Here is a 23,683-nt window from a genome sequence, read left to right as displayed (position 1 = left end):
TTTCAGAATTTTTATAAGAATAAAAGGAATTATGAAGCAGATGATGGTATTCTGCTGACGAATAAATTTACAGAGCTCTGCTTGACAGTAATATCGCTGCTATCTAAAATAAACGTCGAGCAGGAAAAACGTGGCAAAAATTACTGATGCGATACCATTTGTTGTTCCGAAAGCCAGGTTGACCCTGCTTAAATCATCTGGCTTAACCAACCGATGCTGATAGATCAGCAATCCGATAAAAAAGACAACGCCAATGACGTAGAGCCAGCCGAGTCCGGCGTTTCCGTAGAGAAGAGGCATTGAAACAAAAATAACCGAAAATACATGCAGCAGGGAAGAAGTGCGAAGCGCATTTTTTCTTCCTAATGCTGCCGGGATTGAGTATAGATTTGCGTTGCGGTCAAATTCATCATCCTGTAAAGAATAAATAATGTCGAAGCCGCTTACCCAGCACACCACAGCAAGTGAAAAGAAAATGGGCAGAATGGCGAATTCGCCCGCAACTACCAGATAAGCTCCAATGGGGGCCAATCCTAGTCCGATACCCAAAATCAGATGGCATAAGGGCGTAAATCTCTTGGTGAAACTATAGCCAAGCACCACAGCCAATGCCACAGGCGACAAGTAAAAACACAAAGGGTTAATAAAGTATGTGGTGAAAATAAATAACACACAGTTGATAGCGGTAAAAATTAATGCGTTTTTGGCTGGTATCCGCCCTGCGGGGATATCTCTCTGCTTGGTTCTGGGGTTTTCTGCATCAAAATTTCGGTCAAGAAAGCGATTGAACGCCATTGCTGCATTTCTGGCAAAAACCATGCATGCAATCATAAAAATAAGCTTCATCCAGCTAAAAGTATTGTCGGTTGTGCTAAGAGCAAGAAAGAAGCCGATAAAAGCGAAAGGCATCGCGAATATGGTGTGAGCGAAAAGTACCAGTGAAAGATATTTCTTCATCTTATTTGAAAATAGATGTGAGATATTGCGTATTATTCTATAACGGGAGCTGTAAAGCCTTTATTTATTTCGCCTATGCAGGTTAAAATTTCGTCGCGTCCCTCCTGAGTTTCGGAAGAGGTTATAAACTGCTGCGGCACTTCTTCAAAAAAATCGAGGAGCGCCTTTTTAAACGCTGCAATTGTTAGCTGAGTTTTATGCTTTGACTGTTTATCGGCTTTTGTGAAAACAAGCATAAAGGGAATACCGTGTTCGCCCAGCCAGAAACAGAACTCCAGATCCACTTTTTGAGGTGGAACCCGGCTATCAATCAGTACAAAAACACATTGCAGGCTCTCTCTGTTTTTGAGATAATATTTAATGAACCGTTCCCACTCTCCCCGGCTGCTTTTTGACGCCCTGGCGAAGCCATATCCTGGTAAATCAACAATATACCATTTATCGTTAATCAGAAAATGATTTATAAGTTGCGTTTTCCCGGGTGTTTGGGATGTTTTTGCCAGCCCTTTTTTTTGGGTAAGCATATTTATCAGAGAGGATTTCCCGACATTTGAGCGACCGATAAACGCATACTCTGGTAAAACCGGAGGAGGTAGTTTCTCGGTACGCGTATTGCTGCATTTAAATTCCGCCGTATGTATAAGCATTGCGGCAAAGGTACAATTTTATAAAAGGATAAATCGCAAAGATGAATATATATACGGTACCGGCTACAACCAGAATTGGCCACGTCCACCTGAAGGTTTCTGACATCGAACGGACGCTGGCTTTTTATCAGGAACTTTTAGGGTTTGAAATTACACAGCGCTATGGGGAAGGTGCGGTGTTTTTGTCGGCCGGCGGATATCACCACCACATCGGTCTGAATACATGGCAAAGTAAAGGAGCAGAGCGGGCGCCGGCCAGAGCCGTTGGTTTGTATCATGTCGCCATTCTCTATGCAGAACGCAGAGAACTCGCCGAAGTAGTGAAGCGCCTGCTGGACAATGAGTATCCTTTAAGCGGCGCTGCAAATCATGGTGTTTCGGAAGCAATCTATCTGGACGACCCGGATGGGAACGGAATTGAACTGTATTGGGACAGGCAAAAAGAAGACTGGCCGCTTGATGCCGAAGGAAACCTACAGATGGTTACAGAACCGCTGAACATCCATGATCTATTGGCATTGCTCAGAGAAAGTTAAGCCAGGTGATTTTCGCGATTAAATAATTGCCATCTTTGCAAAATATGCCACAACCGGTAACCCCATACAACAACGAGAACGCTACCAAAAAGGAACAGGTAGCCACCATGTTTAATAACATCTCCAAAACCTACGACTTTTTAAACCATTTTTTATCACTTGGAATAGATGTCATCTGGCGAAAGAAAGCAATTGGCGAGTTGAAAAAAGAGAATCCGAAGCTTATCCTCGACGTAGCCACAGGTACCGGAGACTTTGCCTTTGAATCTCTTAAAATCCTGCATCCTGAAAAGATCATAGGAGTCGATATTTCACAGGGAATGCTGGATGTCGCTGCAGAAAAAATTAAAAAACGTCATCTTACCGGTAAGTTTGAAGTAAGGTTGGGCGATTCGGAAAAGCTTTTGTTTGACGATAATTGTTTCGATGCGGTGACCGTAGCCTATGGGGTTAGGAATTTTGAAAACCTTGAAAAGGGTTTGTCTGACATGTTGCGTGTGTTGAAGCCCGGTGGAAAAGCGGTAATATTAGAGTTTTCAAAACCCAGAATTTTCCCGGTAAAACAGTTGTACAGCTTTTATTTTCATTTTATAACACCTTCAATAGGTAAGCTTTTTTCAAAAGACAGCAGCGCCTATAAATACCTTCCCGAGTCGGTTGAGGCTTTTCCAGATGGTAAGGATTTTATCTCCCTTATGGAAAGAGTTGGCTACCGGAATACCAAAAACCGGCCTTTGGCGTTTGGTATTTGTTCAATTTACACCGGTGTTAAATGAAAAAACGGTTACAACTGCTCTCTTTATTTGTTTTGGGAAGCATCTGCGCATTTGCTCAGACGGGTCAGGGCGGTAATTGGGGGGGCGGTGCCGACGAGCAGATATTTTCGCCCGGTTTCGTATTCCAATTCATTTCTTCGGAATATAAAATCTTTAAAAAGCCCAGCTGGCAGGATTCCTATGAGAATCCGGACGTTCCGGGTCAATATCTTACGGGGCAGCTAAAAAGTATCAGTTCTACCCCCAGTCCCGGTTTCGGCTTAGGATTTATTGCAGCGTTTAAGTTGCAGGAACACACCGATCTGCGGATCACTCCGGCGCTGATGTTTTTAGATCGCACGCTGAACTACGAATACGAAGATCCGGCGATGAACCGTCAGCAAAAAGTTCCCACAACAACGGTTGAGTTTCCTCTCGGGATAAAACTGAAATCTGACCGCAGGTTAAATTTCCGTTCTTACATACTGGCCGGCGGAAAATATTCAATGGACATTATTTCAAAGAAGAAAACAGATGATTCGGGACTTGCCCTGACCGAGAAATTTGTAAAAAACAAAAAAAGCTTCTTCTCTTACGAGGTAGCAATAGGATTCGATTTCTATTTCGAATGGTTCAAATTATCGCCCGAGTTTAAACTTTCAAATTCAATTGGTAATGTTCTGAAAAAGGAAGATCATCCATACTCGCGTCCGCTCGAAAAATTATATACCCGTAATTTTCAGTTCAGTCTATATTTTGAGTAATTAAAAAGCAGTGTTTTTATAAATGCTTTAAGCATTTATAGTATTTTCGCACTTGGAAAGGCTATGTCAAAAATCGCGCTTATAACAGGGGCTACGGCAGGAATAGGAGAAGCTTGCGCAAAACTATTTGCAAAACAGGGGTATGATTTGATCTTAACCGGCAGGCGTACAGACCGATTACAGCAAATCCAAAACACGCTCACCACGCAAACCCGGATACGGGTTAAGACACTCACTTTGGATGTAAGAGATAAAATGGAGGTTGGGAACCAGCTTGAAGGTTTGTCCGATAGTTGGAAGGCCGTTGATGTATTGATTAATAACGCAGGATTAAGTATAGGACTCGAGCCGATTAACGAAGGCAGTACCGACGATTGGGATACTATGATTGACACAAATGTCAAAGGTTTGCTTTATGTTAGTAAAATAGTTTCCAATTGGATGGTAGAGCGTAAACAAGGCCACATTATAAATCTGGGTTCAATCGCCGGCAAAGAGACCTATGCTAACGGCAACGTATATTGTGCCACTAAACACGCAGTAGATTCACTTAATAAGGCGATGCGCATAGATCTTTTGCCTTACGGGATAAGGGTAACCGGTATACATCCGGGAGCGGTCGAAACAGAGTTTTCTGAAATACGCTTTAAAGGAGATACCGAGCGGGCGAAAGAGGTTTATCAGGGATTTGAGCCTTTAAGCGCTGAAGATATTGCCGATACGATCTGGTTTACAGTATCGCGGCCGGCTCATGTAAATATCAATGATCTGGTGATAATGCCTACTGCCCAGGCAAGTACTTCACATTTAAAACGAACAGAAAAATAATAAACGGCATTCATACGCTGTCTCATCAATAGTTTGGTCTTTTTCCTTCTAAAATATGCTTGAACAAGAAATAAATAAAGAAATTAAAGCTGCGATGCTGTCAAAAAACGAGGCTCGCCTACGCGGATTGCGCGCAATAAAGGCTGCTCTTTTACTTGCGAAAACCGAAAAGGGTGCATCAGAATCAATAACCGAGGATGCTGAAATTAAAGTGTTACAAAAACTTGCCAAACAACGCAGAGAATCAGCAGAGATTTACAAGACCCAAAATCGGGATGACCTATACACCATAGAAGTTGAAGAGCTTGACGTTATTGAGAGTTTCCTGCCCCGGCAATTAAGCGCTCAGGAAGTAGAAACCGAAGTGAAGGCGATAATACAGAATACCGGAGCAAGTTCTGTAAAAGACATGGGTAAAGTAATGGGAGCAGCAAATAAGCAGTTAGCTGGCAAGGCCGATGGAAAGCTGGTTTCCGAAATTGTAAAGCAATTGCTTTCGCAATCATAATTGTGATGGTTCTTTGTTTATATTCGCAAAAGCTTATTTTTATTACATATTAATTAACCCGCTATAAAATTTACTAAACATTTGTTTAGATAATATGAGTCTTGAAATTAAAGAAGAAAACGGATTTAAATACATAGAAGAGGGAGAAGGTGACGTACTCTTGTTGCTTCACGGGCTTTTTGGAGCTCTTAGTAACTGGGAGGATGTAACCGATACCTTCAAGTCACAATACCGGGTAATAATCCCTTTACTCCCTATTTACGAGCTTCCGCTTTTAACTACCGGGGTAACAAGTTTATCAAAGTTCCTGCACAAATTCGTTAAATTCAAAAAGCTGAAAAGTATCACCTTACTCGGAAACTCTTTGGGTGGACACGTAGGCTTGATTTTCACCATCAGCCATCCCGAGTTTGTAAGGGCCCTGGTTTTAACAGGCAGCTCTGGTTTGTACGAGAACTCTTTTGGCGGTACATTTCCGCGCAGAGAAAGCTATGATTTCATCAAAGAAAAGGTAGCCATCACCTTTTATGATCCTGGATTTGCTACCAAGGAATTGGTTGATGAGGTATTCGAAACCGTTAACGACAGGGGCAGGGTAATACGGATTCTGGCAATGGCAAAATCGGCCATCAGGCACAATATGGCAAAAGATTTGCATAAGATAACGATACCGGTTTGCCTGATCTGGGGTAAGAACGATACTGTTACACCACCAGAGGTTGCGATAGAATTTCACAACATTTTGCCCAATTCGGAGTTAAATTGGATAGACAAGTGTGGTCACGCTCCGATGATGGAGCAACCGGAAGAATTTAACACGTATCTTAAGAAGTTCTTAGATCGTGTGTTGCTAAAATAGAAACAATGGTTGCACAACAACTCATATCAGATGCTATACCTCCTCTAAAAACTTCTGATAGTGTTCAGAAGGTTTTAGACCGGATGACAGAGTTTCGCGTCAACCATTTGCCAATAGTTAACGACCTGCAGCTTCTCGGTCTCGTTTCAGATGAAGATTTGATCGAGGTGCCGGATTATGAAAGTCCGGTAGGTGGTATTAAATTGTCAGCTACCAATGCTTGTGTTAGTAAAGAGCAGCACGTTTATGATGTTATCAGAACCTTTGCCGAAAAACGTCTTACACTTTTGCCCGTTGTAGACGAAAATAAAAACTATCTCGGCGTAATCTCCATCAACTCGATGGTTGAGTATATCGCTAATTTAACTTCGGTTAAAGAACCGGGCGGCATAATTGTTATCGAAATAAATAACCGTGATAACTCTCTGGCTCATATTTCTCAAATTGTAGAATCAAATAATGCCCAGATTCTCAGTTCCTACATTACCTCTTTTCCAGAATCAACCCGTCTTGAAGTTACTCTTAAATTGAATCGTACCGATACATCGGCTATTGTGGCTTCTTTTTTAAGGTATGATTATACGGTAGTGGCTACCTATAACGATATAAAAGCTGATGGGGGATCATCAGACCGGTACGACCAGTTAATGAACTACCTTAGTTTCTAAAAACTTTCAAATGAAGATTGCAATTTACGGCAGAGAATTTAACAACACCGCTCTTCCTTATGTCCAGCAAGTGTTTGATTGCCTGATGCAATTTGGAATCGAACCGTACCTGTACGATAAATTTAGTCAGTTTATTTCTGGTAAGATTTTCTTTCCGAAAAAACTTCAGATCTTTAGAAATCACAATGATATTAAGGGACAGGTAGATGTTCTGGTAAGCCTTGGAGGCGACGGAACGATCCTCGACACTGTTACGCTTGTCAGAGATTCAGGAATTCCTGTGATTGGTATCAACCTCGGTCGTCTGGGTTTTCTTGCCAGCATTAATAAGGACGAGATTGCCTCGGCCGTTGAGCGACTTGTTAACAAGCAATTCAGTATCGATTCTCGCGATCTGTTAAGACTAAATTCTGAAAGTAACATCTTTGGAGATGAAAACTTTGCTCTAAACGATGTAATAATCCACCGACGTGATAATTCTGCCATGATGCTTATCCATGCATATCTGAATGGAGAGTTTTTGAACTCATACTGGGCAGACGGCCTGATTGTGGCTACACCTACCGGTTCTACTGCATATTCACTCAGTTGCGGCGGACCCATCGTTTTTCCACGCTCCGAGAATTTTGTTATAACCCCCGTATCCCCCCATAATCTGAATGTGCGCCCGGTAATAATTTCAGATTCCCACACCCTTTCTTTCGAACTTGAGGGGAGGAGTTCCAAGTATCTCATTTCCTGCGATTCAAGAACCGAAGTGATCGATTGCTCGATGAAGTTCAACGTAAAAAAAGCCGATTTTCAGTTTAATCTGATACGTTTGAATAATGAAAGCTATTTATCTACGTTAAGAAATAAATTGCTTTGGGGCATCGATACGAGAAATTATTAATAACATATTTAACAAAAAAGCTCATCTCAGACTATAAGCTGCTAAATAGAGCGTCATAACAAAGGTGAAATTAAATTTTTCGGCGATTCTTCTTCTTGTTATAGTTGGCGTTTCTAATGCTTCTTTTGCCCAAACCTGGGAACTTGGGGGCTTCGTTGGAACCTCGGGTTATATGGGCGATTTAAATCCGGTCAATCCTTTTAAAGTAAGTAACCTCGCCTTTGGTGGCCAGATCAAAAGAAACTTTGACGGCTATTGGTCCCTTAAACTTAACGGCGCACACGGAAAGATCGAGGCCGCCGATTCAAAGTCAAATGATGCGCATTTCAGAACCCGTAATTTAAGCTTCTTTTCTCCGGTTACCGAGCTAAGTCTCCAAACCGAATTCAATTTTTTCAGTTATATCCCATCAGTCAGCAGAAGGCAATACTCGCCTTATCTCTTCGCAGGGATTGGTTTTGTAGCCTTTGATCCTCAAACAGAGTTCCAGGGAAACGTTTATCAATTGAGTGCCTATGCTACCGAAGGACAGCAGTACAAAACAATCGCTTTAACAACACCTATTGGCGCTGGTGTAAAATATAATTTTAGTGGAAAATGGACTTTGGGAGCTGAAATAGGTTACCGAACAGCTTATACTGATTATATTGATGACGTAAGTAAAGCGTATCTGGCCGAGCAGCTCGACAATCCCGCAGACCCTGCTTACGCCTTACGCAGGGCCCTGGCGGATAGGTCACCACAGGTGGGAGTGAGTGAACACAGTTCGGGTACCCAGCGCGGCGATTATCGCAAACGCGACACGTATCTGTTTCTCGGCTTCACATTATCGTATACTATTTTCAACGTGAAGTGCCCTGTCGTTGATGAATAGCGCGTTTCTTCTGCCAAATTGCCGGAAGCTTTTCATCTCGTTATATCATTGAAACAAATACGCTTATTTTCTTACCTTTGAGCCCCAATGTGAAGCCTTTGCAGGTCAAAAATAAATGAGTTTACTTCAGCAGATCGATAAAAATAAGTTGCCGCGGCACATCGCCATTATAATGGATGGGAATGGCCGCTGGGCCAAAGAGCAGGGCAAACTAAGAGTCTTTGGTCATCAGAATGGTGTAAAAGCAGTTCGGGATACAGTAGAAGGAGCGGTAGAGGCAGGGGTAGAATACCTTACGCTGTATGCTTTTTCAACCGAAAATTGGAATCGGCCTAAGTTCGAAATAGCTGCTTTGATGGAGTTATTGGTTTCAACAATTAACCGTGAAACCAAGACACTGATGGAAAACGATGTTCGTTTAAATGCTATAGGCAATTTGGAAGCCTTGCCGGCTAAATGCTATCAGCAGTTACAAGAGGCAATAAAGAAAACGTCTGCTAACAAAAGGTGCACCTTAACCCTGGCATTGAGTTACAGCTCGCGCTGGGAGATAGTTGAGGCGGTCCGTAAAATTTCTGAGCAGGTTAAAAATGGCTTGCTCGATCCCAAGGATATCACAGAAGAGGTTTTTTCGGGGCAGCTGACAACGGCGAACATGCCAGATCCCGAATTGATGATACGTACCAGCGGTGAACACAGAATCAGTAATTACCTTCTATACCAGTTAGCTTATTCTGAATTGTATTTCACCCAAAAGCTTTGGCCGGATTTCCGCAGAGAAGATTTGTTTGAAGCCATTATTGACTATCAAAAAAGAGAACGCCGCTTTGGTATGACAAGCGAGCAGGTTAAAAGTTAACCTTTTAACAAAAATTAACAACTGATTAAGCTAATTTAGCATCGATATTTGAACTCAATGAATAAGTTTTTTATAACCATATACTTCCTGATTTCCGGCACAGTGGCAATGGCTCAAATCGGGCGTCAGCCCGGTGCATCACAACGCCGGCCGGTTGCTCCAAAGCCAGACGAGATAAGTTATCTGAACCCTAAAGAATATATTATAGGTGGTACTACCGTTACGGGGACCGAGTTTCTGGATAAAGATATCCTGGTTCAAATCTCTAAACTAACAAAAGGAGAAAGAATAGAGGTTCCGGGCGAGGCAACCGCTAATGCAGTTAAATTCCTATGGGCTCAGGGCTTATTTGATAATATAGAATTAAGCATCACCGACACAAGGGAAGATACAATCTTTTTCAATATAGCGGTTACAGAACGTCCGAGATTAACCCGGATCGATTTGAAAGGAATGCGTAAAAGCGAGACTTCGGATATCCGCGAAAAGCTGGACGACCGGAAAGGGAAAATTGTGAACGAAGGCCTTTTAAGCACTACTACAGCTATTATCAAAAAGTATTTCAATGAAAAGGGATACTTATATACCGATGTGAAATACAACCAGAAAAAGGATAATGCCCAGTCTAATGATGTTGTGCTTGAGGTGATAGTTGATAAAAATGAAAAAACCAAGATTAAGGATATCAGCTTTGCTGGAAATTCGAAATTTAAAGACAAAGAATTAAAAAAGCTTCTCAAGAAAACAAAGGAAAAATCTACGCTTAATATATTCCGTTCAGCTAAGTTTCTTCAGGATAAATATGAAGAGGATAAGCGAACTATGATTGCCAAAATGCACGATAAAGGCTACAGGGACGCCGAGATCGTGAAGGATACTTTGATTCTAAATCCTGACAAGACTATAAGCCTTGCTTTGACTGTGTATGAAGGCCCGAAATATTATTTTGGCGATGTAACCTTTGCTGGAAATGCAATCTACAGCACCGCCGATTTAACCCGTATGCTGGGCATCAACAAAGGGGATGTATTTAGTGAGGAAAAGCTCCAGAAAAAAATTAACGGAAATCCTAATGGCGAAGACGTTTCATCGCTTTATTTGAATAACGGTTACCTTACTTTTAACGCTGATCCGGTACAAACCCGGGTACATGGCGATACCATTGATGTGGAAGTTCGTATTTATGAAGGTCCGCTTTACACGATTAATAAAGTAACGCTGAAAGGAAACGATATTACAAACGACAGGGTGGTTATGCGTGAGATTCGTACGAAGCCAGGCGATAAGTTCAATAAAGATTTGGTGGTACGTACCACTCGTGAAATTGCCGCTTTGGGGAATTTCGATGAGCAAAAAACCGACGTAAGACCTACTCCAAATCCGGCGGATGGAACTGTAGATATCGAATATACCGTTGTTGAGAAGCCTTCGGATCAGATCGAATTATCGGGTGGTTTCGGCGGTGGCCGTATTATCGGTACACTCGGCTTAACCTTTAATAATTTCTCTGCCCGGAATTTATTCAATTTGAAAGAATGGAAACCATTGCCAAAAGGTGATGGGCAGAAATTAAGTATCAGAGGCCAAACAAATGGTAAGGCTTATCAATCATACAACTTCTCATTTTCTGAGCCATGGCTTGGGGGTAAGAAGCCGATTTATTTCGGTGTAAGTGCTTTTACCTCCTTACAATCCAATCAGTATTTTTCAGATATCGCAGATGCGGATATTCAGCGGATCCGATTAAACGGTCTGACTTTCAGTTTAGGGCAGCGTTTAAAATGGCCTGATGACTGGTTCAGAATTAATCACTCGGTTAACCTTCAGCAATATAAGTTGAAGAATTACCCAGGATTTTTATTTAATACAGGTACCTCATATAACTTCAACTTAACACAGGAAATAAGCAGAAACTCTGTCGACGCACCAATTTATCCAACTTCAGGTTCGCATATCCGCTTAACTGTTCAGGCTACCCCACCGTACTCGCTATTTAATAATATAAATTACCGCACGGCGGTAGATGCCGACAGATATAAATACACAGAGTACCACAAATGGAAGTTTGAAGCACAATGGTATCAGCGTATTTATGGTAAGCTGGTTTTGAAAACTCAGGCTCAATTTGGATTCCTCGGACAATATAACTCTGCTGTGGGTCAGTCGGCTTTTGAGCGCTTTAAATTGGGTGGAGATGGTATGCAAGGATTCGACTTTTTACAAGGTTCTGAAGTAATTGCAATGCGCGGTTATGAAAATAACAGTGTAATTCCTGAAGGTTCGAATCCTAACATCGCTCGAAGCTCGGGCAGTCCGATTTTCAACAAATACATTGTTGAGTTTCGTTATCCGGTTACTACCAGTCAGCAGGCAACATTATTTTTGCTAACTTTTGCTGAAGGGGGTAATACCTGGAACAATTTCAAAGACTTTAATCCGTTTAATGTTCATCGTTCGGTTGGTGTGGGTGCAAGGATATTCTTACCAATATTTGGATTGCTGGGAATCGATTACGGATGGGGCTTTGACCCGATACCGGGTATCCAATCAAGTAAAGGTCAGTTTCATTTCAGCATGGCGCAACAACTTAACGGCGGATTTTAGCGATGGTATGATCGGCCTGATGAGCTGATGAGTTTAAGGGTCAAAAAAAAATAAACCAATGAAAAAGTTGTTTTTAATATTTTCTTTCCTATTTTTCACAGGAGTTTCTGCTTTTGCACAAGGCTTTGCGTATGTAGATACCGAGTATATTTTAAAGCATATACCGGAATACACATCTTCGCAAAAACAATTGGATGCATTATCGCAACAATGGCAAAAGGAAGTTGACAATCGTTTAGGCGAAATAGACCGGCTGTACAAGTCTTACCAGGCAGACCAGGTGCTATTAACTGATGAGATGCGTAAACGACGAGAAAATGAAATTATTGAAAAGGAAAAGGCAGCTAAAGAATATCAGCGGTTAAAGTTCGGCTTTGAAGGCGAACTATATCAGCAAAGAATTAAGCTGATCAAACCGATACAGGATCGAGTTGCAAAAGCAGTAGAGGCGGTAGCCGAAGCGAGCTCACTTTACATGATCTTCGATAAAAACAGCGATCTTATACTCTTGTATGCAAATGCACGTTTAGATAAAAGTAATGATGTAATTACCCGCCTGGGGTATAAACCGGGTACACTGGCAAAATAGAAAAGGACAATAAAACAATCAATTAAAAAATGAAAACATTCGTTAAAGTAGCGGTAGTAGCAGTAGGATTATTTTTCACAAGTAGCGCTGTTAACGCACAGCAAAAATTTGCTCACATCAATTCTGCCGATTTATTGGCGGTAATGCCCGACGTTAAACAGGCAGATGCAAAATTCCAGACTTTCCAGAAAGCAAAACAAGGAGAGATTGAATTAATGCAGGCTGAATATCAAAAGAAGTTAACAACTGCTCAGGAAAAAGAAAAAACCCTAAGCGAAGCCAATAAACTGGTTGTTGGTAAAGAGCTTGAAACAATGGGTAAAGAGCTTCAGGAGCTTGGAAAAAGAATTAATGAAACTGCAGAAAAAGCAAAGCAGGAAGTAGAGGCAAAACATAACGAGCTTTATCAGCCGATCTTCAAAAAAGCAGGCGACGCAGTAAATGCTGTAGCTAAAGAAAAAGGCTACGCTTATGTATTTGATGTATCTCCTAATGCAGGCGCATTAGTATTATACTCTGAGGGCGGAGACGATATTATCGCTCTGGTAAAAGCGAAGCTGGGTATTGCAGCAACAGCTCCGGCAACTGCCAAGAAATAAGAAAAGACAAGAAATAAAATATCAATTTTAAAGCGAGGCGTTATTGTCTCGCTTTTTTTGTTTTTGACCTCCATTCTCCCATAAAAAGGGCCCTGAATATCGGTGGTATTGCTTAACTTTGCAGCAGCAATTTTAGCATTGGATTTCTACGTTACATATATTTTAGTTGCCCTGGCACTTTTTTCTTTTGTTGCAGTTTTTGCGTTATTCGCGGTATACGCCGAAAGAAAAGTTTCTGCTTTCATTCAAGATCGCCTGGGGCCTATGGAAGTAGGTAAATACGGGAGTTTGCAAACCCTTGCCGACATCCTGAAAATGCTTCAGAAGGAATTTATTGTTCCTGCCGCGGCAGATAAGATTCTGTTTGCCGCCGCTCCTGTTATTATTTTCCTTTCGGTGTACATGGGTTTCGCAACATTGCCATGGGGACCCGATATTGTGCCTTCTGCGCTTAATATCGGAGTTTTTTATGTGTTTGCCATTGTGTCGGTAGAATCTGTTGGAATATTAATGGCAGGCTGGGGCTCTAATAATAAATATTCCCTTCTTGGCGCTTTGCGTTCGGTGGCGCAAGTGGTTTCTTACGAGATACCCGCTGGTATTGCAATAATTTCGGCAGTGATGATTTCTCAAACACTCGATTTGCAGGAAATAGCCATTAAACAGGGAGTGTTATCCAGCGAAAGCGTTAAATTCTTAGGCTTTTGGAATGTGAAGGAAATAGGAGGTTTTCTTTCATGGAACGTGTTTCAGGCACCGCATCTCATTATAGCCTATGTGATATATTTTATAGCGTCGTTAGCCGAATGTAACCGGGCTCCCTTTGATATACCGGAAGCCGAATCTGAACTTGTTTCCGGCTTTCATACAGAATATTCGGGTATGAGGTTCGCTTTCATATTTCTGGGCGAATATTCGATGATGTTTTTAACAGCCATGTTCGGAGTTGTTTTATTCCTTGGTGGTTGGAACACGGTTTTGCCCAATATAGGTGATTTACATCTGGCAGACTGGACAACCGGTCCGTTTTGGGGGATTTTCTGGATTGTGTCGAAAGTTTTTTTAATAGTTGGAGTTCAGATGTGGCTGCGCTGGACCTTGCCCCGTTTAAAGGTTGACCAATTGATGAGCCTTTGCTGGAAGATACTGACGCCCCTTGCGTTTTTCTGCATGTTAATCTCAGGAATTTGGCAGTTAGTAATAATGTAATAATTGAAAGTGATTCTCAAAACCGCAATATCTTCGATTAGAACCACCTGGAAGGGCATGGCCCTCACTATCAGGCATTTTTTTGCGGCAGGTAAAACACGTAAATCAATTGATATAAGGGACGATAATTATTTTGCACAAGATAAGGGGGTTGTTACGGTACAGTACCCGCATGAGAAAATGCCCATCCCTGAAGTTGGAAGATATCAGTTAGATGTTGAAATCGACGACTGCATTGTGTGCGATTTGTGCGCCAAGATCTGCCCTGTTGATTGTATCGAAATTGAGAGTATAAAAGGTACTGGTCCAATCGGCCAGACGTCTGACGGTACTACAAAAAGGTTATACGCGGCCAAGTTCGATATTGACATGGCTAAGTGCTTATATTGTGGGCTTTGTACCGTTGTGTGCCCTACAGAATGTATTATCATGACCGATCAGTACGATCGCACGGTAACCCATATATCTCAGTTAACCTATCAGTTTTCGGATATGTCTCCGCAAGAGGCTGAAGTTAAACGTGAGGAGTTGGCTAAACAACTGGCCGAGCGTCAGGCAGCCAAAGATGCAGCCCTGAAGGCAGTTAACAAAAAGGAAGAATGACAATAGAACAACTTGCGTTTTATGTTATAAGTGCCACGGCACTGCTGTCAGCACTGCTGGTCGTCAGTCTTAAGAACTTTGTGCGTTCCATATTTTTGTTTTTTTTAACGCTGTTTTCGATGGCAGGCCTGTTTGTGTTTGCGTTGGCTGATTTTGTGGCTGTAACGCAATTGGTTATCTATGTGGGCGGCGTACTGGTGTTGATGATCTTTGCTTTCCTGCTTTCGAACAGGGAGCTTTTAAACAATCCCGAGGCATCCGAGCAAAGCGGCTTTCTGCATTATTTACCGGGTATTACGGTATCTGTGGTTTTTCTGGGTGTTCTCTTGATGGTCTTACTTAAATTAGATCCCGGCGAATTTCAATGGATTCAACAATCGAAAGAAAATACACTGAAACCGACCGATAACACCATTCATTATTTGGGAATTAATATTATGACCAGATATCTGCTTCCTTTTGAGGTGGTTTCAGTATTGCTTTTGATGGCTCTCATCGGCGCCGCACATCTGGCCAGAAAGGAAAAAGAACAATGATTCCACTCGCACATTTTATGCTTGTTAGCGCCATTTTATTTTGCATTGGACTATACGCGGTATTGGCCAAGAAAAATGCAATCATGATCTTAATTGGAATTGAGTTTATGTTAAATGCGGCAATTCTTAATTTCGTGGCGTTTAGCAAACATGATAAGATAGCTCTGGGCGGACAGGTGTTTGCATTATTTGCCATCGTGCTTGCCGCCGCAACCGTAGCTGTAACACTGGCTATTATTTTAAACGTGTATAAGTATTACAGGACCATCGATCCAACTAAAATAGATCAATTACGAGATTAATTTGGAGACATTAACTCAGGGAAATCTTAGTTTACTGGCGGCTTTAACTGCGCTGCTTCCACTGATAACCTTTTTGGGAATAACACTTATTCCCGGCAAGCAGGGCAGGGGTGCCTACTTTTCTATTTTTAATATTTCCGTTAGCCTGCTTTTATCTGCTTTTTTATTCTTCAAAATCTGGAACCGAAATATTGTCCACGAGCAGCTTTCCTGGTTTACAATAGGCGGCACCGAATTTACGGCTGGTATATTACTCAATAACCTGTCGGTTTTAATGTTGGTGCTGGTTTCGCTTATTTCGCTTCTGGTGCATATCTATTCAACCATGTATATGCTTGGTGATCCGTATTTGCATAGATACTGGGCCTATCTAGGCTTATTTTGTTTTGCTATGCTGGGCCTGGTGATCATCGATAATTTACTTATTGTATACATGTTCTGGGAATTGGTGGGTTTTTCATCCTACCTGCTTATTGGGTTCTGGTTTACAAAGGAAGCCGCAACCCAGGCCAGCAAAAAAGCTTTTATTGTAAACCGTCTTGGGGATCTGGGTTTTCTCACCGGAATAATGATTGTGTTTTCTACGTTCAGAACATTAGATATTAATCTCCTGTTCGGCGAAGAAGGCTTAGTTGCCCAGACCGTGGGTTCTGGAATTGCGCCCGGTGCATGGCTTACGATAGCAGGTTTAGCTTTTTTTCTTGCTGCTACTGCAAAATCTGCACAGTTTCCACTACATACATGGCTGCCCGATGCCATGGAGGGACCCACCTCCGTTTCTTCGTTAATTCATGCAGCAACCATGGTGGCAGCAGGAGTGTTTCTTCTGGCGCGGATTTATCCGATTTTCGATCCTACCGTGTTAGTAGTAATCGCCTCCATAGGCGCTTTCACGGCATTTATGGCCGCTACTATTGCCCTTACTCAAAACGATATTAAAAGGATCTTAGCCTTTTCCACCATCTCTCAGTTAGGTTTTATGATGATTGCAATGGGAGTGGGGGCTTATGGTGCCGGAATCTTTCATCTTGTAACTCACGCTTTCTTTAAGTGCCTGTTGTTCCTGGCGGCTGGGGCGGTAATTCATGAAATGGCGCATTTCCGGGCGAAAACTGAAGCCGATTTTGATCATCAGGATATTCGAAACATGGGCGGCCTGCGAAAGGCGATGCCGCTTACATTTATTACCATGATACTGGCGTCGCTGGCCCTTTCAGGAATACCTTTTACATCCGGATTTTTATCCAAAGATGCTATTCTTATACAATCGTTCGAATGGGCGGATTCGCAAGGTGGCTGGGTAAAACTTATACCTTATTCGGCTCTTCTAACCTCGTTACTTACCGCATTTTATATTTTCAGGCTTATATTCAAGACATTCTTCGGCGAATTTCGCTTAAAAGGCCAATTTTCCGACAAAGTCATAATACACGAGGCTCCCGCTGCTATGAAATACGTCATGGTCGTGCTTGCGGTCTTCTGCTTGTTTTTGGGATTCTCATTCCACCCGCTATCGTACGAAGGTTCATGGATTTTGCAAGGATTGCCACAACAGGCTATCAAACATGCTTCTGTTTTTGATTATCATACTTTTATTCCTGTCATCGTCAACGTTCTGGCTATTTTAATGATCGCGCTTGCCTATAAGTGGTATGTTAAGTCAAAACAAGCGCCAGACTTATCGTCAAATCCGGTTTTTCTGTTTCTGAACAGACAGTGGTTTTTTGACGACATCTATCAACGACTTTTTGTAAACGGAACCACAAAACTTGCAAGCAGAGCTTTTTTATTCGACAAAAAGGTTGTTGATGGACTTGTCAATTTAATCGCAAACATCGGCATAGTTTTATCAAAAATCAGTGATTGGTTAGACCGGTATGTTGTAGATGGACTTATCCATGCAGTTGCATCAATGGCGAAAACAATTGGTAACTTCGCCCGGAATTTCCAGACGGGAAGGTTGCAGCATTACCTCCTAACCATGGTTCTGGTTGTACTTTGCTTTTTCATAATTAAATTATTTTTCCCCGCGATATGAGTTTGCTTTCTCTCCTGATATTTTTACCACTTGCAGCGGGCTTGCTTATCCTTGTTCTTCCTTACGCCTGGCAACAACGATATAAATACGTAGCTCTTGCAGCGGTTGGTATCCAGGTAATCATGAGTGCATTCATCTATCTCAACTTCGATGGTAATGCATTTTCTGGTATCGATGCTAAAAGTAAATACCAGCTGGTTGAGCAGGTTAGCTGGATAAATCTTCAGCTCGGCAGACTGGGATCTTTGCAAATAGATTATTTTCTCGGAATTGATGGCCTTTCAATGCCCTTCCTGGTTCTTAGCTCGGTAGTGATGTTCATTGCGGTGCTTTCATCATGGGAGATCAAGACTAATTTAAAAGGATATTTCGCTTTGCTGATGCTTTTGAATACGGCTATTATGGGTGTGTTTTGTGCATTAGACTTCTTTCTGTTCTATATCTTTTACGAGTTAATGTTGCTTCCGCTTTATTTTCTTATCGGGATGTGGGGCGGCGCACGAAGAGAATATGCGGCGATAAAATTTTTCCTGTACACACTTTTCGGATCGGTATTTATGTTGCTGGTGATTATAGGATTGTATTTTTCAGTTCAGGATCCCATTACCGGAAACCATACCTTCAATATGTTGCATATGATGAATCCGGATAACTATATTCCCGGTTCCATTTTTTCAGCGCTTGCTGAGCAGCAGATATTTGGTATTCCGGCCCGTCTGCTCGGCTTTATTGTATTATTCATTGCTTTCGCGATTAAAGTGCCGATCGTGCCTTTGCATACTTGGTTGCCGGATGCACACGTGGAGGCGCCTACTCCGGTGTCTATCATCCTGGCAGGTATCCTTTTAAAAATCGGGGGCTATGGAATTTTAAGAATCTGCATGAGCATTTTCCCCGACGCTGCTATCGACTCGGCCTGGTGGTTGGGATTAATTGGGGTGGTTTCGATCATCTATGGTGCCCTAAACGCTTTGGCGCAAAATGATCTGAAGCGTATGATCGCCTATTCCTCGGTGTCGCATATGGGTTTCGTTCTTCTGGGAATAGCCTCCATAACAGCCGAAGGTATTAGCGGGGCAATGCTTCAAATGATAAGTCATGGCTTTTTGTCGACCATGTTATTCTTTTTGGTGGGAGTAATTTACAACAGGGTTCATAGCCGCTACATCCATGATTTCAGGGGATTGGCTTTAATTATGCCAAAGTACACCACATTTATTATGATTGCCTTTTTTGCTTCGCTTGGTTTGCCCGGTTTCTCGGCTTTCATTGCAGAAGCATTTAGTTTGATCGGAGCTTTTACGTCTGAAAGTGTAAACGGACTTTTGCCGCGCTGGATGGCCATTTGTGGCTCCATTGGAATTTTACTAAGCGCGGCTTATCTCCTCTGGACTTTACAACGGATGTTTTTCGGCAAAACGCGACTAATGGGCGGTGAAGACTGGAAATCAAAACTCACAGATGTTAACGGGCGGGAGATATTTGTACTAACCTCCCTTACTGTTTTTGCGCTTCTTTTGGGAATTTTACCATCTCTTGCATTCGACAAGATGAACGCCTCGGTGCTGGAGTTAATTCGTTTGGTGAACCTTAAATAATGAACGAGTTCTTACCACATATTAGTCAATTGATTCAGTCAACACTGAAGGGTTTTTCTTTTCTCCTTCAGGAACTGGTATTGGTTTTAACATTTATTCTTGTTATTCTGGCCGATTTGATCAGTCATGCTAAAAGATCTGCGTGGGCCTACCGGATCTGTATTGCCGGAATATTCCTCTCGACAGGTGTTGGCTTTATTCAAAATTCCGACATCGCAAGAGTTACGCTTTTTGATAATTCTCTGATTCTCGACTCGACCAGCATTGCGTTTAAATATATTTTTAGCGCTGTAACCATCCTTTTTGCGATTTTCATCAGATTTCACAAACCGCTTCAAAACCATCGGAAAGGGGTAGGCGATTTATACATGCTTTTGCCGGCAGTACTAATCGGCCTGAATCTTATGAGTATGGCATCCAGCTTACTGATGATTTACTTGTCGGTAGAAATGGTCTCTATCGCTTCTTATCTAATGGTGGGTTATGCATCCGCAGATAAAAGGCAAACCGAGGCGGCTATGAAATATGCCTTATTTGGCTCGATATGCTCGGCGGTTATGTTGTATGGAATGTCTCTTCTGTATGGCTTTACAGGTACTTTAAATATTATTGACCCTGTCTTCTTAAACCGACTGGACCTCATTTCAGATCCGGCAGTAGCTCTGGCAATAGTATTGGTTTTGGTAGGAATCGGATTCAAGCTTTCATTTGTACCCTTACATTTCTGGAGCCCGGATGTGTATGAGGGAGCGCCCACACCAGTTACTGCATTTCTTTCCACCGCACCTAAGATTGCTGGTTTTGCAATCCTGATAAGGTTTTTAGAACCGTTTTTGCTTCCGGCGCAATCGTATAAACTTCCTGATCTGTTCGATTTTCGGGCGGTGCTTTCTGTTGTTGCCATCGTAACTATGATTCTCGGGAATTTCAGCGCTATCTGGCAAAATAACGTCAAGCGGATGCTCGCCTATTCGTCGATAGGTCATACCGGCTTCGCGTTAATGGCCTTAATTGCTTTTGAAGGAAGCGGTTTTTCGAGCCTGATTATATATTTCATTATTTATGCCATCATGAATATGGCGGCCTTCATGCTGGTAGACAAAGTGGCGGATCATACCGGAAGCACAGATATAAGAACATACAAAGGTCTGGGGAAGGTGCTGAAGGTCGAGTTTGTTTGCTTTGTGATCGTTTTGGTGGCCTTAACAGGATTGCCGCCCACGGCTGGCTTTATCGCTAAATTGTTTGTGTTCTCTTCGGCGTTCGAGTATTATGCGGCGTCTGATTCGATTTGGGCGCTTGGTTTATTAATTACCGGTGCTGTAGCCACCGTCATTTCACTTTTTTATTACCTTAAAATACCCCTTTACGCATATCTTAAAAATTCGGAGGCCGCTGTGGCTGTTCACGTGAAACGCGATTTTTTAACCGTTGTTATCGTGTTTCTAACGTTCCTGCTGATTTTGTACGGCTTGTTCCCTGGGTTGCTGAGTTAAAACATCATCATTAGGTAAAGTATTAAGTCTGAATGTATTTTGTGGAAATTTTCCGTTAAGGTTTTGAAAGGTTTCTGATTTAAAACACTAATTTTGCATACTCGTTACCAACTATGAGTGATTCCATAAAACATGAGTGCGGTATCGCACTTATTCGTCTTCTAAAACCTCTCTCTTATTATCAGCAAAAATACGGCACGGCCCTTTACGGCCTCAATAAGTTGTATTTGTTGATGGAAAAGCAGCACAACCGCGGGCAGGATGGGGCAGGTATAGCAACTATCAAACTTAATGTGGCTCCCGGCAACCGCTACATTAGCCGTTATCGCGCCATGGGGTCGTCTGCAGTTTCCGAAGTATTTGAGTACGTACAGAAGAAATTCGCCGAGGTACAAAGCACTTCTCCGGAACATTTTCAGGATGCTGAATGGCTTAAAGAAAATATAAGCTTCACCGGCGAGGTTTTAATGGGGCATCTTCGGTATGGTACTCATGGAAAGAACAGTATTGAGAATTGCCACCCTTTTCTTCGGCAGAATAACTGGATGACCCGTAATCTTGTGATTGCCGGTAATTTCAATATGACCAATGTGGACGAATTGCTCGAGCAGCTATATGAACTTGGTCAGCACCCTAAAGAACGTGCCGATACGGTGACTGTTCTGGAAAAGATAGGCCACTTTCTTGATACTGAAAATCAGGAAATTTTCGATTCTTATAAAGGAAAAGGATTTTCTAATGCAGAGATAAGTCATCTTATCGCTGACAATATTGACGTTGCACATATTCTTCGCCGTTCGGCCAAAACCTGGGATGGCGGTTATACCATTGAAGGGATCTTTGGTCATGGCGATGCTTTCGTAATGCGCGATCCGTCGGGCATTCGCCCCGCATATTATTATATCGATGATGAAGTGGTGGTGGTTACTTCAGAAAGACCGGCCATTCAAACTGCTTTCAATGTGCCTATCGGTTCTATCAAGGAAATAAAGCCTGGCCACGCACTTATTATTAAAAAGAACGGCGACATTTCTGAAGAACAGTTTCGCGAACCTGGCGAACAGAAGTCATGTTCGTTTGAGCGGATTTATTTCTCCCGCGGAAGCGACGCCGATATTTATAGTGAGCGTAAGCAACTCGGACGCCTTCTATGTCCACAAATCCTTAAGGCGGTAAACAACGACCTGAAAAATACGGTTGTTTCGTTTATTCCAAATACGGCGGAGGTTGCCTTTTACGGGATGGTTGATGGCTTATACAAATATGTCAATCAACTGCAGAAAGAAACTCTGTTGAACCGCAGCGATAAAATTTCTGATCAGGAGCTGGAGGAAATGTTAAATCTCGCGCCCCGGGTAGAAAAGATTGCAATTAAAGACGCTAAACTCCGCACTTTTATAACACAGGACGCGGACCGGCAAGATATGGTATCCCATGTCTATGACACTACTTACGGACTCATACGAAGAGGTAAAGACTCGTTAGTGGTAATAGATGACTCGATCGTTAGGGGAACTACCTTGAAACAAAGCATTTTGAGAATATTAGATCGCCTGGGACCGGTAAAAATTGTAATCGTTTCTTCTGCACCTCAAATCCGTTACCCGGATTGTTATGGTATCGATATGTCGCGGATGGGCGAGTTTGTGGCATTTGAAGCAGCAATTTCCCTTCTTAAAGACAGCGACCGGGAGCATTTAATCTGGGAAACCTACGAAAAGTGCAAAGCTTCGGTATCGTTAGACAAGGAACAAGTTCCGAATTATGTAAAAGCGATTTATGAACCATTTACTGATGAGGAAATTTCGGCCAGAATAGCGAAGATTATCTCTCCTCCTGATATTAAAGCTGAAGTCGAAGTAATTTATCAGACGCTGGATAACCTGCATAAAGCTTGTCCTAATCATCTAGGCGATTGGTACTTTTCTGGCGACTATCCAACACCCGGCGGTAACAAGGTGGTTAACCGGGCCTATATGAACTGGGTAGAAGGGAAGAATCAGCGGGCTTACGTATAAATTAAATAATGGCGGTCGACACGTCGTTCACTTTCTTGAGATGGTGTTTTTTGCAAACATTGAAAGATAGCCACCCATGGCAGTTATTGCTAAAGCTAACTTTCCCAAATTTTAGAACTTTTGGAAAGTTTAGTTAATTATTCCCTTTCTTTCACATCAACGAGTGTGTAAATACCAGATTATAAATAAGCTTTAACGCGAAAATTATGATCAATCCACCTGCCACGCGATTAAGAGTAACCATGGTATTTTCTTTGATCCGGTAGCGTAACTTGTTAGAATAATAGGCCTTTACGATATCCATACTAAACTGGGTGACCAATATGGAGCCAAAGAAAGGTATGGTTTCTGTTCTGTTTAATTCGCCGTGCATCGAAATAAAGGCGCTGGTAACGCTAACCCAGTATAGAAACATAGAGGGATTAAAAATGCACATCAGGAAGCCTTTAAAAAAGTATCCGGTATTGCGTTTCTTGCAGTTAATGTTCTCGTGGTTAATCTTCACCTTTTTGAAAAAATAATAAAGACCTATCCCAAGTAGAATTATGCTGCCTATAATCCCGATAGGAGTTTTATAGCTGCTTTCGACCTGTATAAAGGAAGAACCGTAAATAGTGAGCATAATGTAAAGTATATCGCTCAATACTACGCCGGCCGCCAGCCACATTCCGGCGTGAAAGCCCTTTTCTATTGAAGTTTTTATTAGTGCAAAGAAAACCGGCCCGGTTACAAATGAGAGCACGATTCCTAGGCCTATTCCGGATATAATTAGTTCAAGCATGAATCTATTCTTTTCAGAACGCTACTAAGATGCAAAATAAATGAAAATTTTATTGTCATTATTAACCCTCTGCAAAATCACCCATTTAATATATAAGTATAAACATCAAAAAATGTTCGGTTAGTATAAGTTAATTGCAGATATAAAGGGTTTATTTTATCTT

The 23,683-nt window shown here is 42.0% G+C and carries 24 protein-coding genes; 21 read left to right on the top strand and 3 right to left on the bottom strand.

The features are described 5' to 3' along the window. Nucleotides 1-99: 99 nt before the first annotated feature. Nucleotides 100-957 carry a 4-hydroxybenzoate octaprenyltransferase gene (locus J3P43_RS10445; protein ID WP_255901959.1) on the bottom strand — a complete coding sequence of 286 codons (858 nt, stop codon included), beginning with the start codon at nucleotides 955-957 and terminating at the stop codon, nucleotides 100-102. Nucleotides 958-989: 32 nt separating this feature from the next. Beyond that, a complete protein-coding gene (yihA, locus tag J3P43_RS10440; RefSeq protein ID WP_255901956.1) occupies nucleotides 990-1,604 on the bottom strand; it encodes a ribosome biogenesis GTP-binding protein YihA/YsxC in 615 nt (204 codons plus the stop codon). Nucleotides 1,605-1,645: 41 nt separating this feature from the next. Here yihA and J3P43_RS10435 point away from each other — a divergent pair, with 41 nt between their 5' ends. The 21 genes from J3P43_RS10435 (at nucleotide 1,646) to J3P43_RS10335 (ending at nucleotide 22,739) form a co-directional block, all read left to right on the top strand. Further along, complete coding sequence (locus tag J3P43_RS10435) at nucleotides 1,646-2,140, top strand: VOC family protein (protein WP_255901953.1); 495 nt, start codon at nucleotides 1,646-1,648, stop codon at nucleotides 2,138-2,140. Between the two features lie 44 nt (nucleotides 2,141-2,184). Continuing rightward, entirely contained in the window at nucleotides 2,185-2,916 is a 732-nt protein-coding gene (gene ubiE, locus J3P43_RS10430) for a bifunctional demethylmenaquinone methyltransferase/2-methoxy-6-polyprenyl-1,4-benzoquinol methylase UbiE (protein WP_255901951.1), read from the top strand. Next, nucleotides 2,913-3,659, top strand: coding sequence for a type IX secretion/gliding motility protein PorT/SprT (gene porT, locus J3P43_RS10425; protein ID WP_255901948.1), 747 nt, complete (start codon nucleotides 2,913-2,915; stop codon nucleotides 3,657-3,659). Before ubiE ends, porT begins: the two co-directional genes overlap by 4 nt. Before the next feature lie 63 nt (nucleotides 3,660-3,722). After that, entirely contained in the window at nucleotides 3,723-4,487 is a 765-nt protein-coding gene (locus J3P43_RS10420) for an SDR family oxidoreductase (RefSeq protein WP_255901945.1), read from the top strand. Between the two features lie 55 nt (nucleotides 4,488-4,542). Further along, nucleotides 4,543-4,995: a GatB/YqeY domain-containing protein gene (locus J3P43_RS10415; protein ID WP_255901942.1), complete on the top strand. Its 453-nt coding sequence runs from the start codon at nucleotides 4,543-4,545 to the stop codon at nucleotides 4,993-4,995. 94 nt (nucleotides 4,996-5,089) lie between these two features. Then, complete coding sequence (locus J3P43_RS10410; protein WP_255901939.1) at nucleotides 5,090-5,854, top strand: alpha/beta fold hydrolase; 765 nt, start codon at nucleotides 5,090-5,092, stop codon at nucleotides 5,852-5,854. A 5-nt stretch (nucleotides 5,855-5,859) separates the two neighbouring features. Then, nucleotides 5,860-6,522, top strand: a complete 663-nt coding sequence (locus tag J3P43_RS10405; RefSeq protein WP_255901937.1) for a CBS domain-containing protein — start codon at nucleotides 5,860-5,862, stop codon at nucleotides 6,520-6,522. Between the two features lie 10 nt (nucleotides 6,523-6,532). Continuing rightward, nucleotides 6,533-7,414: an NAD kinase gene (locus J3P43_RS10400; protein WP_255901935.1), complete on the top strand. Its 882-nt coding sequence runs from the start codon at nucleotides 6,533-6,535 to the stop codon at nucleotides 7,412-7,414. Nucleotides 7,415-7,478: 64 nt separating this feature from the next. Next, a complete protein-coding gene (porG, locus tag J3P43_RS10395) occupies nucleotides 7,479-8,288 on the top strand; it encodes a type IX secretion system protein PorG (RefSeq protein WP_255901932.1) in 810 nt (269 codons plus the stop codon). 115 nt (nucleotides 8,289-8,403) lie between these two features. Continuing rightward, a complete protein-coding gene (gene uppS / locus J3P43_RS10390) occupies nucleotides 8,404-9,147 on the top strand; it encodes an undecaprenyl pyrophosphate synthase (protein ID WP_255901930.1) in 744 nt (247 codons plus the stop codon). Nucleotides 9,148-9,204: 57 nt separating this feature from the next. Then, nucleotides 9,205-11,751 carry an outer membrane protein assembly factor BamA gene (bamA, locus tag J3P43_RS10385; RefSeq protein WP_255901928.1) on the top strand — a complete coding sequence of 849 codons (2,547 nt, stop codon included), beginning with the start codon at nucleotides 9,205-9,207 and terminating at the stop codon, nucleotides 11,749-11,751. 58 nt (nucleotides 11,752-11,809) lie between these two features. Further along, nucleotides 11,810-12,340, top strand: coding sequence for an OmpH/Skp family outer membrane protein (locus J3P43_RS10380; protein WP_255901926.1), 531 nt, complete (start codon nucleotides 11,810-11,812; stop codon nucleotides 12,338-12,340). 29 nt (nucleotides 12,341-12,369) lie between these two features. Then, on the top strand, nucleotides 12,370-12,939 hold the full coding sequence (locus J3P43_RS10375; RefSeq protein ID WP_255901924.1) for an OmpH/Skp family outer membrane protein: 570 nt from the start codon (nucleotides 12,370-12,372) through the stop codon (nucleotides 12,937-12,939). 138 nt (nucleotides 12,940-13,077) lie between these two features. Then, nucleotides 13,078-14,148: an NADH-quinone oxidoreductase subunit NuoH gene (nuoH, locus tag J3P43_RS10370; protein ID WP_255901921.1), complete on the top strand. Its 1,071-nt coding sequence runs from the start codon at nucleotides 13,078-13,080 to the stop codon at nucleotides 14,146-14,148. Nucleotides 14,149-14,160: 12 nt separating this feature from the next. After that, nucleotides 14,161-14,751, top strand: a complete 591-nt coding sequence (locus J3P43_RS10365) for a 4Fe-4S dicluster domain-containing protein (RefSeq protein ID WP_379126318.1) — start codon at nucleotides 14,161-14,163, stop codon at nucleotides 14,749-14,751. Next, nucleotides 14,748-15,287 carry an NADH-quinone oxidoreductase subunit J family protein gene (locus tag J3P43_RS10360; protein WP_255901919.1) on the top strand — a complete coding sequence of 180 codons (540 nt, stop codon included), beginning with the start codon at nucleotides 14,748-14,750 and terminating at the stop codon, nucleotides 15,285-15,287. Before J3P43_RS10365 ends, J3P43_RS10360 begins: the two co-directional genes overlap by 4 nt. Then, entirely contained in the window at nucleotides 15,284-15,589 is a 306-nt protein-coding gene (gene nuoK, locus J3P43_RS10355) for an NADH-quinone oxidoreductase subunit NuoK (RefSeq protein WP_255901917.1), read from the top strand. The genes J3P43_RS10360 and nuoK overlap by 4 nt, the downstream gene beginning before the upstream one ends. A gap of 1 nt (nucleotide 15,590) precedes the next feature. Further along, nucleotides 15,591-17,627 (top strand): NADH-quinone oxidoreductase subunit L, encoded by a 2,037-nt coding sequence (nuoL, locus tag J3P43_RS10350; RefSeq protein ID WP_255901915.1) that lies wholly within the window; start codon nucleotides 15,591-15,593, stop codon nucleotides 17,625-17,627. Beyond that, complete coding sequence (locus J3P43_RS10345; RefSeq protein WP_255901913.1) at nucleotides 17,624-19,225, top strand: complex I subunit 4 family protein; 1,602 nt, start codon at nucleotides 17,624-17,626, stop codon at nucleotides 19,223-19,225. Before nuoL ends, J3P43_RS10345 begins: the two co-directional genes overlap by 4 nt. After that, nucleotides 19,225-20,721, top strand: a complete 1,497-nt coding sequence (locus J3P43_RS10340; RefSeq protein WP_255901911.1) for an NADH-quinone oxidoreductase subunit N — start codon at nucleotides 19,225-19,227, stop codon at nucleotides 20,719-20,721. Before J3P43_RS10345 ends, J3P43_RS10340 begins: the two co-directional genes overlap by 1 nt. Nucleotides 20,722-20,834: 113 nt before the next feature. Further along, nucleotides 20,835-22,739 (top strand): class II glutamine amidotransferase, encoded by a 1,905-nt coding sequence (locus J3P43_RS10335; protein ID WP_255901909.1) that lies wholly within the window; start codon nucleotides 20,835-20,837, stop codon nucleotides 22,737-22,739. Between the two features lie 151 nt (nucleotides 22,740-22,890). Here J3P43_RS10335 and J3P43_RS10330 read toward each other — a convergent pair whose 3' ends face one another. Beyond that, nucleotides 22,891-23,520, bottom strand: coding sequence for a LysE family translocator (locus J3P43_RS10330; protein WP_255901907.1), 630 nt, complete (start codon nucleotides 23,518-23,520; stop codon nucleotides 22,891-22,893). Nucleotides 23,521-23,683 lie beyond the last annotated feature (163 nt).

The organism is Paradesertivirga mongoliensis (assembly GCF_024436395.1).
GTDB classification, from domain to species: domain Bacteria; phylum Bacteroidota; class Bacteroidia; order Sphingobacteriales; family Sphingobacteriaceae; genus Paradesertivirga; species Paradesertivirga mongoliensis.
The sequence above is the reverse complement of the archived record's forward strand: the minus strand, read 5'-3'. Positions and strand labels throughout refer to the sequence as shown.

What these genes read in the sequence shown, in the direction of transcription:
- J3P43_RS10380 (WP_255901926.1), top strand. Translation starts at nt 11,810, where the DNA reads ATGAAAAAGTTGTTTTTAATATTTTCTTTCCTATTTTTCACAGGAGTT.
- J3P43_RS10415 (WP_255901942.1), top strand. Translation starts at nt 4,543, where the DNA reads ATGCTTGAACAAGAAATAAATAAAGAAATTAAAGCTGCGATGCTGTCA.
- bamA (WP_255901928.1), top strand. Translation starts at nt 9,205, where the DNA reads ATGAATAAGTTTTTTATAACCATATACTTCCTGATTTCCGGCACAGTG.
- porT (WP_255901948.1), top strand. Translation starts at nt 2,913, where the DNA reads ATGAAAAAACGGTTACAACTGCTCTCTTTATTTGTTTTGGGAAGCATC.
- J3P43_RS10405 (WP_255901937.1), top strand. Translation starts at nt 5,860, where the DNA reads ATGGTTGCACAACAACTCATATCAGATGCTATACCTCCTCTAAAAACT.
- ubiE (WP_255901951.1), top strand. Translation starts at nt 2,185, where the DNA reads ATGCCACAACCGGTAACCCCATACAACAACGAGAACGCTACCAAAAAG.
- J3P43_RS10330 (WP_255901907.1), bottom strand. Translation starts at nt 23,520, where the DNA reads ATGCTTGAACTAATTATATCCGGAATAGGCCTAGGAATCGTGCTCTCA.
- J3P43_RS10410 (WP_255901939.1), top strand. Translation starts at nt 5,090, where the DNA reads ATGAGTCTTGAAATTAAAGAAGAAAACGGATTTAAATACATAGAAGAG.
- J3P43_RS10445 (WP_255901959.1), bottom strand. Translation starts at nt 957, where the DNA reads ATGAAGAAATATCTTTCACTGGTACTTTTCGCTCACACCATATTCGCG.
- nuoK (WP_255901917.1), top strand. Translation starts at nt 15,284, where the DNA reads ATGATTCCACTCGCACATTTTATGCTTGTTAGCGCCATTTTATTTTGC.
- yihA (WP_255901956.1), bottom strand. Translation starts at nt 1,604, where the DNA reads ATGCTTATACATACGGCGGAATTTAAATGCAGCAATACGCGTACCGAG.
- J3P43_RS10435 (WP_255901953.1), top strand. Translation starts at nt 1,646, where the DNA reads ATGAATATATATACGGTACCGGCTACAACCAGAATTGGCCACGTCCAC.
- J3P43_RS10345 (WP_255901913.1), top strand. Translation starts at nt 17,624, where the DNA reads ATGAGTTTGCTTTCTCTCCTGATATTTTTACCACTTGCAGCGGGCTTG.
- J3P43_RS10360 (WP_255901919.1), top strand. Translation starts at nt 14,748, where the DNA reads ATGACAATAGAACAACTTGCGTTTTATGTTATAAGTGCCACGGCACTG.
- J3P43_RS10420 (WP_255901945.1), top strand. Translation starts at nt 3,723, where the DNA reads ATGTCAAAAATCGCGCTTATAACAGGGGCTACGGCAGGAATAGGAGAA.
- J3P43_RS10340 (WP_255901911.1), top strand. Translation starts at nt 19,225, where the DNA reads ATGAACGAGTTCTTACCACATATTAGTCAATTGATTCAGTCAACACTG.
- J3P43_RS10335 (WP_255901909.1), top strand. Translation starts at nt 20,835, where the DNA reads ATGAGTGATTCCATAAAACATGAGTGCGGTATCGCACTTATTCGTCTT.
- J3P43_RS10375 (WP_255901924.1), top strand. Translation starts at nt 12,370, where the DNA reads ATGAAAACATTCGTTAAAGTAGCGGTAGTAGCAGTAGGATTATTTTTC.
- J3P43_RS10400 (WP_255901935.1), top strand. Translation starts at nt 6,533, where the DNA reads ATGAAGATTGCAATTTACGGCAGAGAATTTAACAACACCGCTCTTCCT.
- uppS (WP_255901930.1), top strand. Translation starts at nt 8,404, where the DNA reads ATGAGTTTACTTCAGCAGATCGATAAAAATAAGTTGCCGCGGCACATC.